This is a genomic window from Phosphitispora sp. TUW77, assembly GCF_048453025.1.
Classification (GTDB): Bacteria; Bacillota; Thermincolia; order Thermincolales; family UBA2595; genus Phosphitispora.
Window position 1 is genome coordinate 2,345,268 of the sequence record NZ_CP156677.1, and the last position, 14,966, is coordinate 2,360,233.

General features: G+C 41.9%; 13 protein-coding genes and 2 tRNA genes. All 15 read right to left on the minus strand.

Annotated elements, in window-relative coordinates; genetic code table 11:
- Positions 1-127: 127 nt before the first annotated feature.
- Positions 128-1,813 carry an ATP-dependent protease LonB gene (gene lonB / locus ABFY19_RS11350; protein ID WP_418790761.1) on the minus strand — a complete coding sequence of 562 codons (1,686 nt, stop codon included), beginning with the start codon at positions 1,811-1,813 and terminating at the stop codon, positions 128-130.
- Positions 1,814-1,917: 104 nt separating this feature from the next.
- Positions 1,918-2,823, minus strand: coding sequence for a hypothetical protein (locus ABFY19_RS11355; RefSeq protein ID WP_418790762.1), 906 nt, complete (start codon positions 2,821-2,823; stop codon positions 1,918-1,920).
- A gap of 126 nt (positions 2,824-2,949) precedes the next feature.
- Entirely contained in the window at positions 2,950-4,209 is a 1,260-nt protein-coding gene (clpX, locus tag ABFY19_RS11360; RefSeq protein WP_418790764.1) for an ATP-dependent Clp protease ATP-binding subunit ClpX, read from the minus strand.
- A gap of 20 nt (positions 4,210-4,229) precedes the next feature.
- A complete protein-coding gene (gene clpP, locus ABFY19_RS11365) occupies positions 4,230-4,817 on the minus strand; it encodes an ATP-dependent Clp endopeptidase proteolytic subunit ClpP (RefSeq protein ID WP_418792599.1) in 588 nt (195 codons plus the stop codon).
- Positions 4,818-4,910: 93 nt separating this feature from the next.
- Positions 4,911-6,200, minus strand: coding sequence for a trigger factor (gene tig, locus ABFY19_RS11370; protein WP_418790765.1), 1,290 nt, complete (start codon positions 6,198-6,200; stop codon positions 4,911-4,913).
- 184 nt (positions 6,201-6,384) lie between these two features.
- A tRNA-Gly gene (locus ABFY19_RS11375) sits at positions 6,385-6,459 on the minus strand.
- 47 nt (positions 6,460-6,506) lie between these two features.
- A complete protein-coding gene (locus tag ABFY19_RS11380) occupies positions 6,507-7,757 on the minus strand; it encodes an ArnT family glycosyltransferase (protein WP_418790766.1) in 1,251 nt (416 codons plus the stop codon).
- An 81-nt stretch (positions 7,758-7,838) separates the two neighbouring features.
- On the minus strand, positions 7,839-10,106 hold the full coding sequence (locus ABFY19_RS11385) for a hypothetical protein (protein WP_418790767.1): 2,268 nt from the start codon (positions 10,104-10,106) through the stop codon (positions 7,839-7,841).
- A 97-nt stretch (positions 10,107-10,203) separates the two neighbouring features.
- Positions 10,204-10,530, minus strand: a complete 327-nt coding sequence (locus tag ABFY19_RS11390) for a hypothetical protein (protein ID WP_418790768.1) — start codon at positions 10,528-10,530, stop codon at positions 10,204-10,206.
- Between the two features lie 290 nt (positions 10,531-10,820).
- Positions 10,821-10,905 (minus strand) — tRNA-Leu (locus ABFY19_RS11395).
- An 80-nt stretch (positions 10,906-10,985) separates the two neighbouring features.
- The gene (locus tag ABFY19_RS11400; protein ID WP_418790769.1) at positions 10,986-11,198 is read right to left on the minus strand and encodes a hypothetical protein; all 213 of its coding nucleotides are present in this window, start codon (positions 11,196-11,198) and stop codon (positions 10,986-10,988) included.
- 39 nt (positions 11,199-11,237) lie between these two features.
- Positions 11,238-11,975 (minus strand): hypothetical protein, encoded by a 738-nt coding sequence (locus ABFY19_RS11405; protein WP_418790770.1) that lies wholly within the window; start codon positions 11,973-11,975, stop codon positions 11,238-11,240.
- Positions 11,972-13,111: an ABC transporter substrate-binding protein gene (locus ABFY19_RS11410; RefSeq protein WP_418790771.1), complete on the minus strand. Its 1,140-nt coding sequence runs from the start codon at positions 13,109-13,111 to the stop codon at positions 11,972-11,974. Before ABFY19_RS11410 ends, ABFY19_RS11405 begins: the two co-directional genes overlap by 4 nt.
- Positions 13,111-13,950 (minus strand): ABC transporter ATP-binding protein, encoded by an 840-nt coding sequence (locus ABFY19_RS11415; protein WP_418790772.1) that lies wholly within the window; start codon positions 13,948-13,950, stop codon positions 13,111-13,113. Before ABFY19_RS11415 ends, ABFY19_RS11410 begins: the two co-directional genes overlap by 1 nt.
- On the minus strand, positions 13,951-14,964 hold the full coding sequence (locus ABFY19_RS11420) for a FecCD family ABC transporter permease (RefSeq protein WP_418790773.1): 1,014 nt from the start codon (positions 14,962-14,964) through the stop codon (positions 13,951-13,953).
- Positions 14,965-14,966 lie beyond the last annotated feature (2 nt).

The window sequence follows — 14,966 nt, forward strand, 5'->3', positions numbered from 1 at the left end:
TCACCTCCGAATCGTCAGTTCTCGCTATAAAATACATTATTATTGCATTCTAATTATATACCTTTATTAAGGTTCCCTGCAAGCCATGGAAATTAATTTAAGCCCCATCAATTCCGGGGCTTTTAAGTCAACATAAATGTGATGCACTCAATACATCTGCCTGGAAATAACTGTCGACCAAAACCTCTTCAGGTACTATGATGCATTTCACCACATCTTCCATGGTATCTACAGTGATAACTTCTATACCCTCAAGATTTTTAAACATAGATTGGTAGTTTTCCCGTGGGACTAGAACACGTCTTACCCCTGCCTGTTTAGCAGCTTCCACCTTGGCAACAACACCACCTATAGGCTTAACAACACCCCTTATGGATAATTCACCAGTCATAGCAACCTTATTGTCCACCGGAACATTTTTTATCGCCGAGTAAATGGCAGCAGCTATACCAATACCGGCAGACGGGCCGTCAATGGGAATACCTCCGGGGAAATTAACATGAATATCATAATCCTGTGTCTCAATATTAAAACCCTGGCGGAGCGTAGTCAGAACATTTTCAACAGAACCCCTGGCCATACTTTTTCGCTTCATTACCCTCCCGGGAGTGCCGATTTCCTCCTCATCAACAACCCCTGTAACTGTAAGCCGTCCTTTGCCTTTGGAAGTCTTGGCTACAGCAGCCTCAATCTCCACAAGAGTACCCATATTAGGACCGTAAACCGCCAAACCATTAACAAACCCAACCTGAGGCGCCGGAGGAATCTTTTTCTCCGGCCGCGGGCTATACTGACCGCTGTTAACAACCCATTCAATATCATTAATACTGATTTCTTTTCGTTCTTCAGTTATCGCAATTCCTGCAGCTATTTGGATAATGTTTACAGCTTCTCTGCCATTTGAGGCATATTTTTTTAGCACATCAAGGGCTCCCTCTTCCAGGCCAAAATCAATTTTCTGGGCTGCATTTCCTGCAATCTGCTGTATTTCTGCCGGCAAAAGCGACCTGAAGTAAACTTCCAGACATCTGGACCTGATAGCAGGGGGAATATCTTGGGGCATTCGCGTAGTTGCCCCCACAAGCCGAAAATCTGCGGGAAGCCCGTTTCTGAACATATCATGAATATGTGTGGGTATATTAGTATCTTCTGAACAGTAATAAGCACTTTCCAGGAATACCTTTCGGTCTTCAAGCACCTTAAGCAATTTATTCATCTGTATAGAATGCAGTTCACCTATTTCATCAATAAAAAGCACCCCCCCGTGAGCTTTGGTAACAGCACCCGGTTTAGGCTGGGGAATACCTGCCTGTCCGAGAGGTCCGGCTCCCTGGTAGATAGGGTCATGAACCGAACCTATCAGCGGATCCGCGATTCCTCGCTCATCAAATCTAGCTGTTGTAGCATCAAGTTCAATAAATTTTGATTTCTCTTCAAAGGGAGATTCAGGATTATTCCTGGCTTCTTCAAGAATAAGTCGTGCCGCTGCAGTTTTACCAACACCAGGAGGCCCGTATATAAGCACATGTTGGGGATTAGGTCCACATAGTGCCGCCCTCAGAGCTTTTAGTCCTTGTTCTTGACCTATTATTTCGTCAAATTTAGCCGGCCTTGTCTTTTCAGCTAAGGGTTCGGTTAAGCTTAATTGGCGTAATTGCAGCAGCTTATCCATTTCCTTGCGGGATTCTTTTTCCACGGCAGCTTTATTACCCTGCTGTGCCTTCAGTAGATTAAAGAAATATAGTCCAATGACAATGGCAAAAAACAACTGGACAAAACTTAGAAAGCCTCCGATGCCACTCAAATAATTCACGGTATCCCTCCTTGGTAAGTATACAATTCAGTACTTGTGTACCAAGGATAGTATTGCCTAACAAGGTAGATTTTATCCAGTGTGTGGCTGTCCGAAGCCTTTTTTTATGGTTCTCTGTAGCTGGCTATAGCCCTATACATAAAGTAATTCATTGGTATAAATGCCAGGCGTGTTAAATAAAAAACGATTTGTCCGAAACTACCCATCAGTTCAATTTCTCCAACCGGATATCTCTGCATTATTCCAAAAGACCCCATAGAATAAGTAAAGATAAGACATTGCATCAATAAATTAAGGCCATAATACATGTTCAGGTAAGCAAAGAACTTTGTCCGGTAATGTTGGTGATATTCCTTAATAACCCAGTAAATCAAGAGCGCAATCCCAATCTGTGCTGCCTGACTCAACCCCAATGACCAAGCATAAACTCCCCGGCTGCCAATAAAACTGGAAATATTCACCGGTATAGCAGTCAGCCAATGAAAAATAATAAGTCCCAAAATAGTGCGTGCAGTCGTATTTTCCGGACTGGCTTTTAAAATAGGGGCATACCTCATTAGTCCATAAACAAACAACAACGCTGCTGCCGATGTAAAAGTAAGTTCGATAATACCCCTCATTGAAGCCAGCATCAGATAAGTCTGCCCTAAACCGACAACCAAACCACTTCTCAGTGGAATAAGATTATTTTGCTGGATTATCCTGAAAACCATAACAAAAAAATCACTAATCATTAAGATGGCAAAATACCATTTTAAGGTATCAAGAAATGGGTTGGGGTAATGTTCATATTTTTTGATTGCAGTAATTACAAAAATAAAATTTAGAATAAACATTGCTATCATGTACTGTATCGTATCAATATACATCCGCAACATATGGGAAACATCCCTCAGGAAACCTGATTGTGTTTCGGCAACCTGCCCCGCCAATACTGCAACCCCCAACAGAATCACCAGTAAGCCGGTAAGTTTTTCCTTTTGCTGCTCTGACAGCTTCTTAATTTTCATGTGATTCTCCCTAAAGTATTTTGCACTTTATACCACATTAACCAACATGTAAATATTCCACCATTTATGTAATAATTCCTGCTAATTGATGTTTGTCAATAAAAAGAACTGCCTGGCGGCAGTTCTTTAAGCACTTTCTTCTTTTTTCTTTTTACGATCAACTGTAACCAAAATAGGCTGTTCTTTTTTATCTACTACTTCTTTAGTAATTGTACACCTTGTAATATCATCACGAGACGGCAATTCATACATAACTTCAAGCATGATATCTTCAATTATCGCCCGCAAACCCCTAGCCCCGGTATTTCTTTTCATTGCCTCACGGGCAATGTTCTGTAAAGCATCTTCCTTGAATTCAAGATTAATACCATCCATTTCAAAAAACTTCTGATACTGCTTGATAAGAGCATTCTTAGGCTGAGTAAGAATCTGAACCAAGGCTTCCTCATCAAGGGCTGTTAGAGTAACAATTACCGGCAGTCGTCCAACAAACTCCGGAATTAAACCGTATTTTAAAAGGTCTTCCGGTAAAATATGCTTGAGTAATTCACTAGAATCCTTTGCTTTTTTGGAATGGACTTCAGCACCAAAACCCATACTCTTTTTACCGATTCTATGCTGAATCAATTTATCTATACCGTCAAAAGCACCGCCACAAATAAACAGTATATTGGTGGTATCAAGCTGAATAAACTCCTGATGCGGGTGTTTGCGCCCTCCTTGCGGAGGAACACTGGCAACTGTCCCTTCTAGTATCTTTAGAAGAGCCTGCTGCACACCTTCACCGGAAACATCTCTGGTTATGGACGGATTTTCGGACTTACGGGCAATTTTATCTATTTCATCAATATATACAATACCTTTTTCCGCTTTTTCCACATCATAATCAGCAGCCTGAATCAATTTCAACAGGATATTTTCAACATCCTCGCCAACATAACCTGCCTCGGTAAGTGACGTGGCATCAGCAATGGCAAAAGGTACATTCAGCAGCCTTGCCAATGTTTGGGCCAATAAGGTTTTCCCGCTTCCTGTCGGACCCAGCATTACAATGTTGCTCTTTTGGAGTTCAACATCGTCAATCTTGCTTCCCATATTAATTCTCTTATAATGATTATAAACGGCAACCGACAGTGTTTTTTTTGCAGATTCCTGACCAATTACATATTGATCAAGAATTCCTTTTATTTCTTTTGGTTTTGGCAAGTCGCCAATTTCTAAACCAATGTCATCACTAAGTTCTTCTTCAATAATTTCATTACACAGCTCTATACATTCGTCACAAATATATACACCCGGCCCAGCAACCAGTTTTTTTACTTGGTCTTGAAGCTTTCCACAAAACGAACACTTCAGTTGGCCTTTGTCGTCACTGAATTTATACATATAACAATCCCCTCTGTTCTTTACTTCCGAGCAGTAAACACCTCATCAACGACACCATAATCCTTGGCTTCACCTGCCGACATGAAGAAATCACGTTCAGTATCCTGGGCAATTCTTTCCAGCGGCTGACCGGTATGATTTGCTAGAAGTTTGTTGATTGTTTCCTTCATCCTTAGGATTTCCTTAGCATGAATCTCAATTTCTGTAGCCTGGCCCTGCACTCCGCCCATTGGCTGGTGAATCATGATTCGTGCATAAGGAAGGGCATAACGCTTGCCTTTTGCTCCCGCCGCCAGCAGAAATGCACCCATGCTTGCCGCCTGTCCCAGGCAAATCGTCGAGACATCAGGCTTAATATATTGCATGGTATCATAAATAGCCATCCCTGCAGTAACCACACCACCAGGTGAATTAATATAAAGATGAATATCTTTGTCTGGATCTTCTGCTTCCAAAAACAACATTTGGGCAATTAGAAGATTGGCAATCATGTCATCTATAGGGCCGCCAATAAAAACTATACGATCTTTTAATAGGCGCGAATAAATATCATAGGCCCTTTCCCCTCTGTTTGTCTGTTCAACTACAATGGGAACCAAACTCATAATTCTCACCTGCTCCTTTTAATCAATTATACACAATTACCCGGTATTGGTAAACAAGGCGGCCTAAAAAAATCCGCCAGACATATTTATTGTACTCTATTTTATTACAGCTTTTTCTACCAATTGTATAAGAATTTTGTCAATGACTATACTCTTCATAAGTGATTCCATGTTGCCCCCGCTCTCCAGCCAATTTCTGAACACTTCGGGCTCAGCACTATAATTTTTTGCCATTTCAGCAACCCTGGCATCAACTTCTTCATCAAAAACCATAATATTTTCTTTATGCGCAATTGCTTCGAGAATCAAATCGGTCTTAACCGCTTTTTCCGCTGAAGAACGATATTCGGACCTGATTGCATCAATATCATTATCAGTATGCTTCAAAAAGTCTTCCATAGACAATCCCTGCATTGACAGCCTTTGAGAAAAACCCTGCAGCATACCATCAATTCTTTGTTCAATCAACAGGTCGGGAACTTCAACATTGCAATTCTCAACAATCTTTTGTACCAGCTCATCCTGAAGCCTTGTTAATGCCTGCTTTTCGGCCACCTCTTTTAGTCTATTCATAATGTCATTTTTTAATTCCTCAAGAGTCTCAAATTCACTTACATCCTTGGCAAATTCGTCATCCAAATCAGCCAGTTCCTTCCTCTTAATGCCTTTTACAGTAACTTTAAATAATGCATCTTTTCCTGCAAGCTCCACAGAGTGATAATCATCAGGGAATTTAACTTCGACATCCCTGACCTCGCCAACCTTAGCTCCAATCAGTTTCTCTTCAAATCCAGGAATAAAAGTCCCTGAGCCAAGTTCGAGGGAATAATCAGTACCTGTACCACCTTGGAACGGTTCATTATCAATAAAGCCCTCAAAATCGATAATAACTGAATCTTTTTCTTCTGCAGCCCCTTCTTCAATATTCACCAATTGAGCGTGACGGTTCCTGAGTCTTTCAAGCTCTGCATTTACTTCTATATCAGTTATCTCATCTTCTTTGCGTTCTACCTCAATGCCTATGTACTGACCCAATTCAACTTCAGGCTTAACTTCAACTGTTGCCTTAAATATAAAAGGCTTCCCTTCTTCAAATTGCACAATGTCAATTTTGGGTTTATCAATTGGTTGAATGTTGGTTTCTTTAATTGCTTCATAATATTCTTGTGGAACAACAGTGTCCAGAGCTTCTTCATTAATGTAATCTTTTCCTACGTGCTTCTCCACCAGGACCCTGGGAGCTTTTCCCTTCCTGAAGCCAGGGATCGAAATTTTTTTCACAATCTTTTTGTAAGCTTTTTCTGTGGCCTCTTGTATCTTGGACTGTTCAACTTCAATTTCCAGTGCCACAATATTCTTCTCTATCTTTTCCATGTTTACCTTCATTTATGCTCCTCCTGTATCTCTGTAATTATATGAAAACAGTAAAAATTTGTGCAGCCCAAAACATAATTTCCAAGGTGTAACCCCGATATTTTTTATAAAACAACACCCCGGTGGGTGAATCTGTATCACTACCGAGGTCATGATGGAACCATCCTTTAAATTCGATGAGACCATTGTAATGTAATGGAGCGGAAGACGGGATTCGAACCCGCGACCCTCGCCTTGGCAAGGCGATGCTCTACCACTGAGCTACTTCCGCTTATAACCCAGACTTTAACAAATACAGACGGTATTACAATGTATATTTTAACTACTTAAGTAATCAGTGTCAAGTATTTTTCCAGCAATTTTGACAATTAAAGCAGCTGTCATAATAGCCATTAAAGGGGTTAGCGGATACATATACCTGGTTATCGGAATAAACGCCAGGTGAAGTACAGTGGTAAAAATAATCAGCAAAGCCGGCCAGCGCATTTTGCTATCAAAAATATTGATAAAAGTTGCCGGCCATCCCAAAATTATAAATGCCCAGAAATGCATGGCAACAGGCCAGCCGGAAAAGTACCCCCAGGGTTTCGACCACATATACGATAGTTTTCCTGCAGTAAACCACTTCAGCCAAAGAACCGGTTCATTTTTAAAACCCTGTTTTATCCTTTCCACAGCTACCCGTGTCATATCCGACTCAGGTATATTTTCAATGATGGAAGGCCCTATCTTGTCGTACGGGTCGTAGGGGTCAGTTCCCCTTAAAAGAGGGTTCCCGGACTGGGTAGCAAATACTATAAACTTGTCAAAGACCATCAGGTTGCGAATCCACCAGGGAGTCATGATTAACGAAAAAGATATAAGTGCCAGTAAGAAACCTGCTATTAACCGATGGTTCCTCTCTGAAACCCATGACCTGCGTTGACAAAACCAAATAAATATATAAGGAACAACAATAAATGGCGCCACCGAAGGTCTCACCAGTACTGCAAGCCCCATCATAACACCGGACAGGGCATGCCATCTGAGCCTATTCTTTTCAAAAGCATTAATAACAGCATAAATATATCCTAAGAGCAAAAATACATATAACACCTCAGTAAGTATCCGGTTATTGGCCATGAAAGCAGGCAAATAAACGGCAGACAATATGGCGGCCAGCAAACCTGCAGGAATGCCCCCGGATTTTCGGGCTATAATGTAAACCAAAAAAACCGAACCCACACTGATTATTGCCTGGGTTGTCCTTACCATAGTCAGTGGATCAATATTAACTGCTTGGGCCACAAAATATAGCACAGCTAAAAATATAGGATATCCTGGAGTCACAAAAGCACTTGGCTTATCAGAATAATAGCCCAGAAAACCTTTATCCAAAAACTGCAGAGTCATTTCATGATATCCTATTTCATCATGTGATAACTGCAATTGAGGTGATGTATATACATAATATAACCTGGCAACCAGTGTTATAAGCAGTATTGCTAAGATTAAACTTCGTTCTTTGCCTGAGATCGGTTTTTTGCTACTAGAAACCGGCTGCCTCAGCGGCAGGTTCCATCTGTCCATATATTAACCCCCACTTTAACCTTTTCTTAAATAATACCCAACTATAACGCCAGATATAATATCCCTGCTATAATTCTTGAATTAATCAGCCTGAAACTCCCGTTGAAAAATCAATAAAACAGGTGGGATGATAAGGTAATTCAACATAATTGCTGCCGCAATAACCCCAGAATCATTGAAAACAAATGCTCCTAATGCGCCAAAAAATATTCCAGCCATACCATTTGCCATAAATTTATAGTTTTCCGCCAGTTTAACCAGTGAGGCTTGTTTCCTGGCAGCTATCGCCAGCCCAAGTAAAAACTGGAGAATAAGGATTACACTAAAGGGTGAATGTCTCAGCAAGTAAAAGTTAGCCACCAGCTTCCTCTGAACCATAAACCAAATAAATGCAAGATCCCCCTTTATAGCATTATTAATTGCCCGACCAATATGGGACGAGTATCCGGACAGGAGGAAATAATTAACCAATACCAGTATCCCCAGCCCGGTTATCACGGCACCCATAATGAGAATTACTGACCTGAATTTCATCTTTCTGCCTGAAAAGAGGTACAAGCTGACCGCAAAGCCTACCACTGCAGCTAAAGACCCGCCGGCATTAGTTCCAACTTCAGGTGCGGCAAAAAATATCACGAGACCGGCAAAACCCAATCCAATAAGTGGCAAAATCCACCTGCAGGTTTTGGAATACAACTGCAGCAAAATAGCCGCACCCAAAATAGAAGCACCAATGACAACACCCATATACTCATTTCCGATTCCATAAAACCGCCCCCCGGCAACCAGGTCATAACCCAGTGCCGCTGTTTTCATCAGTCTGGCCCCTGTAAGCACATCAATCACACACGGCATAGCCGAAGCTATGGCTATTGCAAGAAACATTTTCAAGTTATTCCTTATACGAGTCAGTACAAAAGTAATTAATGCGAGTATTAGAATAGACAGGGAAATAGACAGCCATTTATTTGCATAGCCCGCTAGCGGAACTAGTAAAATTGCCAATGGATACAACAGCAGTGCAGCCAGTAAAAACCTTATACAGCCCTGACCAAGTGAAAATCCCACGATAACCTGAACTAGGGCCAAAATATAAATTATCCAGTGATATCGTATAAAATAATATAATATTCCGGAGCGCTGGGTCCAATTAGCCAAAAGCCACGACTGCACATCAGCAACAGTGTCCTTTTGGTTATCAATAACAACCCCGGTAACCGGCAGTCCGATTAGCCCTCCTGAATGGGCTGCGCCCAAATGCCTGGCTGCTGTTGCTGCCAGGTCAAAATTGGCCACTAAGGCTTCCTGCCTGGTGCTAGGTGAAACCAATATGCTTCCAGGTTCCACCGTACCACCTGCCATCACCAGCGGAGTGACACGGATACCGTCACGGATAGCTTGTGCATAAGGGAGGGGTGTAACAATCATTATCAAAGTGTTTTTATCAGCCTTGAGAAGCAGGCGTCCAATAAAGCGGTCGGTATTTTTTAGAGCAATGAGCCGATGACTATCAATCATGCGCTTCATTTCCAGGAGGTTACTGTTATTGCTCCTTAAAGTGTCGCCTGTTTCTACAACAATCAAGTCACTCTTGTCCCAAACCATTTCCAGTTCTGCCGTCAATTTGTCATAATCTGTTCTCCAACCGTAAGGTGAATAACGGTCAGGAATAAGCAGTTCCCTGCTTACGTTTCCATAATCCACACGCCCTAGCTGATCCATGGCAATTAAAACAGCGGGCCTATTAGCAGGACTCCCAAAATTGGTATCACTGTTGCCAATCACAGCAGTTTTTAGCCCCGATTCGTGCAGCATCAGTCCCAATTGGCCGGGAACTGAATCAATGTTTTTGTTTTTATTAATCTTGAGCAAAACCGGAATATTGATATTAAGAATTTCACTACCGGCTGGATTATTGCCCGTATTTCTTACATATACGTCTTTTGCCTTAGACCCGTCAGGAAGCACTTCTTCCTTTGTATAGCTTTCTCCGGCCATTTGTGATCCATTAAACTTGTTACCGCCGCCAATGGAAAGATAAGCACTGGCATCATTGTAATCTCCGGCGGTATTTATAGTCATCAGCCCAAGTCCGCCCTTGGAAATCAGTTTGCTGATATTTTGATAACGGTCATCTAACAAATCTTCAAGTGTTATCCGGTTTAGAACCACCATTACCACCTTAGGCTCGGTACTCCCGGTACCTGCAGAAGCTTGGGCAGGCCGGCAAGCAGCAGCGCAAAAAAATAATGACAGCAAAAACGCCGTCAAAATAACGGGGGCCAGTGACCTCCTCAACCAAAACAATTTTCTTCTTGTTATGTAACGGCACAAAGTAATAATTTGCATTTAATCCTTGTATTCTCCTTTTTACACAGATAGACATATTATAACATTCTACGCAAAAAGTTTCAAATATTAAAACTTTTATGTGTGTTTAAAACTTTTATGACAACCGTTCCAGCATGGCCTGCATAACTTGGTCAAAAGAGCAGCAACCAACTACATTCATAGCATCGTCCAAGGGAGTTTTTCGTTTAAGTGAACCCTGCAAAATAATTTGAACGAGCTGGGTTCGATCGATCAATATTGACTGAACCTCCAGCACATTCGCCAGGATTCCGGCAATAACAGCAACCTTTTGGGGATTCAGGTTCAAGCTAAATCCGGAATTATTACCGGAACCATCTTGACCACCCCCGGAGTTATCCTGGGAGATCCCTAGCTGCTGCATTACAAATCCCATTAATTTATCCATTGCATCATTAGACATGGGATACCCTCCAGTCTGCTCAATATTACGGGAATGGGATAGGTATCTCACCTCCGGGGGCTGGCCCTGCTAGCCCTGTAACAAAAAATACAAATAACACGGTGATTATGATAAGGAGTATATCATGTTGAATTTCCTCAGTGGTTGGCACCATATCACACCCTTTATAGGCATTTAATATATTTATATTATGGCATTCCTTATTATGTGTATGCAGGCCTGATTTTTTCAGCCAACAATAAAGGCCTGCATTTGGAATGTCTCCAATAATGCAAACCTGTTTGTTTCGTTGGTGCGGATGAAGGGACTTGAACCCCCACGCCTCGCGGCGCCAGATCCTAAGTCTGGTGCGTCTGCCAATTCCGCCACATCCGCTTATGCTATTGTTGGTCAATGCATACATGATTCTAACACAAGCTGCTGAGAATTGTCAAGCCACTAAATCCGGAAGCAGCTTAATTCTTATTAGTAATTTTTAGGCATACAAAAGATGTTGGCGTCCACCTCCTGTACCGGCAGTTATAACAGGATACCGGAGAGTCTGCTACCTGCTCATCTTCGTCATCTTCAGCAAATTCATTACATGCCCTTGCCGCATCGGCTGCACTCTGCCAATCATCTTTTCCACCTCTAAACACTTTTAATCCAAATTCGTTATTAAACCACAAAAATCATTCCCCCAAAATAAAACTAACTTTATAAAAGAACTAGAATTTACGCAGTTGTTGTTTGGTACATGTATGCCATTCTTTTTGACAGCCCTCAGGAGAGTACACTAACATAACACACTTTCCTTCAAGCATCACTGCTTTTACTTTGTCTCCCAAAATTACTACATCATCATCTTCTAAAATAGTTCCTTCAAGACTTTTCACAAGTTCAACCCTCGATTGGGCCAAAATATCTCTGACAGTGATTTGGTCATTATCAGCTTTCAACCTGATTTTCCCTTTAAACCTGCCATCATTTCCTGTAAAACGCAATCCAACCCCGGCCAGTGCCCCTATCACTCCCTGACCTGTGCCGCCATGTTCTGAAAGATGGATACCTAGTTTTTGGGCCAAGTCGTATGCTTCTTGTTTAGTCAGTACTTCTATCTTCGCTTGACATCCAAATTTTACTAAAAGATCGGTTTCCTGTACATTATCAATAGCAACTATACACAATCCGGGGTCTGATCCCTCAGCACTTTCTTTAAGTAAAAATTCTGATGCGAAATCAATCAATTCTGTTAAGCTGCTATTATTAAGGCATGTTTCAAAACACATGGAACTGTTATGAGAGGTATAAGGTATATCAGGATGAACGCATAGCTGATGCCTAGTTATGCCGGAACACCTGCCCCAACCGCGTTCTTCTATTTGTCCGGCCAATATTTCCGCTAAGTGCCCTGTCCCTCTGCTTTCTAAGTTATCAGTATCATCAATGCATATTAATACTTTCATTTAATGAGCCCCCCTTCGGTTTTATTGTCACCTTTAGCCGTCCTCATACCTTGCCCCTGTAAAATCCTAGCTATCCCATCATCATTTAGCTCAATATTAAAAAATTGCTTATAAAAGGTTTTTGTTTCCAAAACCATATCTAAATCCTGAAATGTTTTTGGATAAGCCGTTTTAGCCATCCATAAAACAGCTAACGGCGTTTCTAAGGAGCCTGGATGCCCCCAGCGGGAAATGCCTATAGGCATTTGAAATACCTTGCCTTCCTTAACTGCCCTTAACCCCGCCCACTGCTCACTGTCAAGAATATATCCGCCTACACCGGGCTCATTAGCTATTATTATATCAGGGTCCCATAGGAATATCTGCTCAAGGTTGGCATAGTATTTCCCTTCCAGAAACTTTAATTTATCGTTTACTGACACATTGATTACCCCTGCCCTCTGCATCCAGTCGGCCGGCAGGGTATTTGGACTGTCGGTTCTTGATGCCTCATTTACGGAATGGTATACCTTCAAACGGTCTTTATCTGGTAGACCGGTCAACTTTTGCTCGATTAAATCCAGACAATCCTGATAATATTGATTATACTTCTTGCCTTTATTTGCAACCCCAACAGCCTTAGCAATCATCTCTATAGCGTACTTTTGTTCTTCAATGGAATTAAAATCTACTACCAGATAAGGTATCCCGCTCTTATTTAATTTTTCGGTTTCCCCTTCCTGAGCCGCAGTTTCAGCTCTGATGAAAACCAGGTCCGGTTTGGCTTTGATTAGTTCCTCAATATTAATTGCCCCTTCTGTTGATGGGACCAGTGCCTGCCCTATTGAAGGAACCATTTCATTTAACAAAGTGTCTCGCTTTAAACCGTTAACTACAGCCACAATCTTATCGCCTTGTCCCAGCATAGTAACTACATGACCGGTAAATGCATAAAGACAGGCAATTCTCTCTACCTTGGCAGGAATTTGCGCCTTACGGCCGATGCAATCCCTGATTTGTATGGTATCACTGCCAAGCAATTTATCAATGGCTGCACTTTCTTTATTACCTGCTCCGCACCCAGTACCAATCAGGCCAATAACCAGTATTAAAATAATTGAAATGAATTTTAAGCCCAAATTTCTCCGAACATACACTAAAGTGCCACCCTTTCTTCTATAGTCCCGTTACCTACAGTACTAACAGGAATAACTTGTTTGATAACTAAACCGTTCTGCAGGGGGTATGTAACTACTTTAGCCATCACATTATATAATTCTACCAGGTTTTTTTCGGTCAAAACTGTTGTTGGTCCGCCTATTCTAAGAAATGTCCGCTCATTCATCATCGCTACTCTTGTGTTAATCTGATTGTTCTCGAAATAAAATGCATGATTAGGAAAATGTGTAGCCATTATAATTGATACACCTATATCACGAACCAGCCGTACCACAGTTTCCATTACAGTTAACTCGTGTTTGAAATCAAGATGAGCGGTAGGTTCATCCATGATAATAAAGTGGGTTTTCTGGGCCAAAGCTCTAGCAATCATAACCAGTTGCCCCTCTCCCCCACTTAATTGAGTATAAGGCCGGTCCTGAAACTTGTCCATACCCACCATTGCCATCGCTTCTTCAGCTATCTTTTCATCTTCCACAGATGGGGCCGAAAAAAAACCGGTATAGGCTGCTCGCCCCATCAGTACTATTTCTTTAACAGTATATGGAAAAGTCTTAACATGCGCTTGTGGTACATAGGCTATTTCCTTTGCCATTGCTCGAGGGCTAATACCGTTAATATCCATTCCATTCAGTGAAATGATACCCTGGCGGAGTTTGTTGATTCCCAGCAAACAATCCAACAAAGTTGTTTTACCACAGCCGTTAGGCCCCACTATACAAAATATTTCTCCAGGTTGTATCTCAAAACTCAGGTTGCTGAATATATCTGTATCGTCATACCCAAAGACAGCTGACTGTACTCTTAAAAGAGGCATTTACCAGCCACCCCCTTTTGTTTTTTTCAGCAAATATACGAAGAACGGTCCTCCGACCAAAGCCGTCAAAATTCCCAAAGGTATTTCCGAACCTGTAATTATCCGACCAATATTATCGACCAGTATCAAAAAACTGGCCCCCAAAAAAAGGCTCACCGGAATCAAAACTTTATTATCATTGCCTACTAACATACGGCCAATATGTGGAATAACCAGTCCAACCCATCCAATTATTCCACTCACACAAACAGCCCCGGCTGTTGCAAGAGTTGTACAAACTATAACTATCCCCTTGTTGATGTTAATGTTAAGACCAAGGGAGCGGGCTTCCTTATCCCCCATCGACAGAATATTTAACCGCCATCTAACTGCCAGCAGCCCTACTATCCCAATTATCATCGGACCACCGCCCACCAAAACATCATGGTACCGGGCAGAAGCAAGACTGCCCATTAGCCAGAAAGTTATAGTAGGTAGTTGGTTATAAGGGTCTGCCACATATTTGGCAAAAGAAACCAATGCCGAGAAGACTGATGAAACTATTACCCCACCGAGAACCAACATTATAGCCGGGGTGGTGCTATAAACCCTGCCGATTAGGTAGCTGGCCAATACCGCAAGCCCCGCAAAGAAAAAGGAAAACAGGTAAATATATGTTGTGGAATTAAACAACAAGATAGCAAGAGCTGCCCCAAAGCCGGCCCCTGAACTAACCCCAAGGATGCCGGAACTAACCAAGGGGTTGCGAAACAGCCCCTGAAAGGAAGCCCCGCTTACAGCCAGTGCGCCCCCTACTAAAGCGCCCAGGATTGCTCTGGGTAAGCGGATCTCCCATATGATTGTAGTTATTTGCTCAGGTACTGTTATTGGCTGCATAGTTACCTTGGCCCAAATTACTCCTAAGATAGATACAATAGAAATAGGGTATCTACCTAAAAAAAGAGATAACATAATACAGGCAAACGGGGTTAATGCTAAAGCACCGAAAACAATTTTCCGCTTCGTTGTTATCACCT

Excerpts from the sequence above, each read along its gene's own strand:
- ABFY19_RS11405 (WP_418790770.1), bottom strand. The coding sequence starts at position 11,975 with ATGAAAGTATTAATATGCATTGATGATACTGATAACTTAGAAAGCAGA.
- tig (WP_418790765.1), bottom strand. The coding sequence starts at position 6,200 with ATGAAGGTAAACATGGAAAAGATAGAGAAGAATATTGTGGCACTGGAA.
- ABFY19_RS11415 (WP_418790772.1), bottom strand. The coding sequence starts at position 13,950 with ATGCCTCTTTTAAGAGTACAGTCAGCTGTCTTTGGGTATGACGATACA.
- ABFY19_RS11390 (WP_418790768.1), bottom strand. The coding sequence starts at position 10,530 with ATGTCTAATGATGCAATGGATAAATTAATGGGATTTGTAATGCAGCAG.
- clpX (WP_418790764.1), bottom strand. The coding sequence starts at position 4,209 with ATGTATAAATTCAGTGACGACAAAGGCCAACTGAAGTGTTCGTTTTGT.
- ABFY19_RS11380 (WP_418790766.1), bottom strand. The coding sequence starts at position 7,757 with ATGGACAGATGGAACCTGCCGCTGAGGCAGCCGGTTTCTAGTAGCAAA.
- ABFY19_RS11355 (WP_418790762.1), bottom strand. The coding sequence starts at position 2,823 with ATGAAAATTAAGAAGCTGTCAGAGCAGCAAAAGGAAAAACTTACCGGC.
- ABFY19_RS11385 (WP_418790767.1), bottom strand. The coding sequence starts at position 10,106 with ATGCAAATTATTACTTTGTGCCGTTACATAACAAGAAGAAAATTGTTT.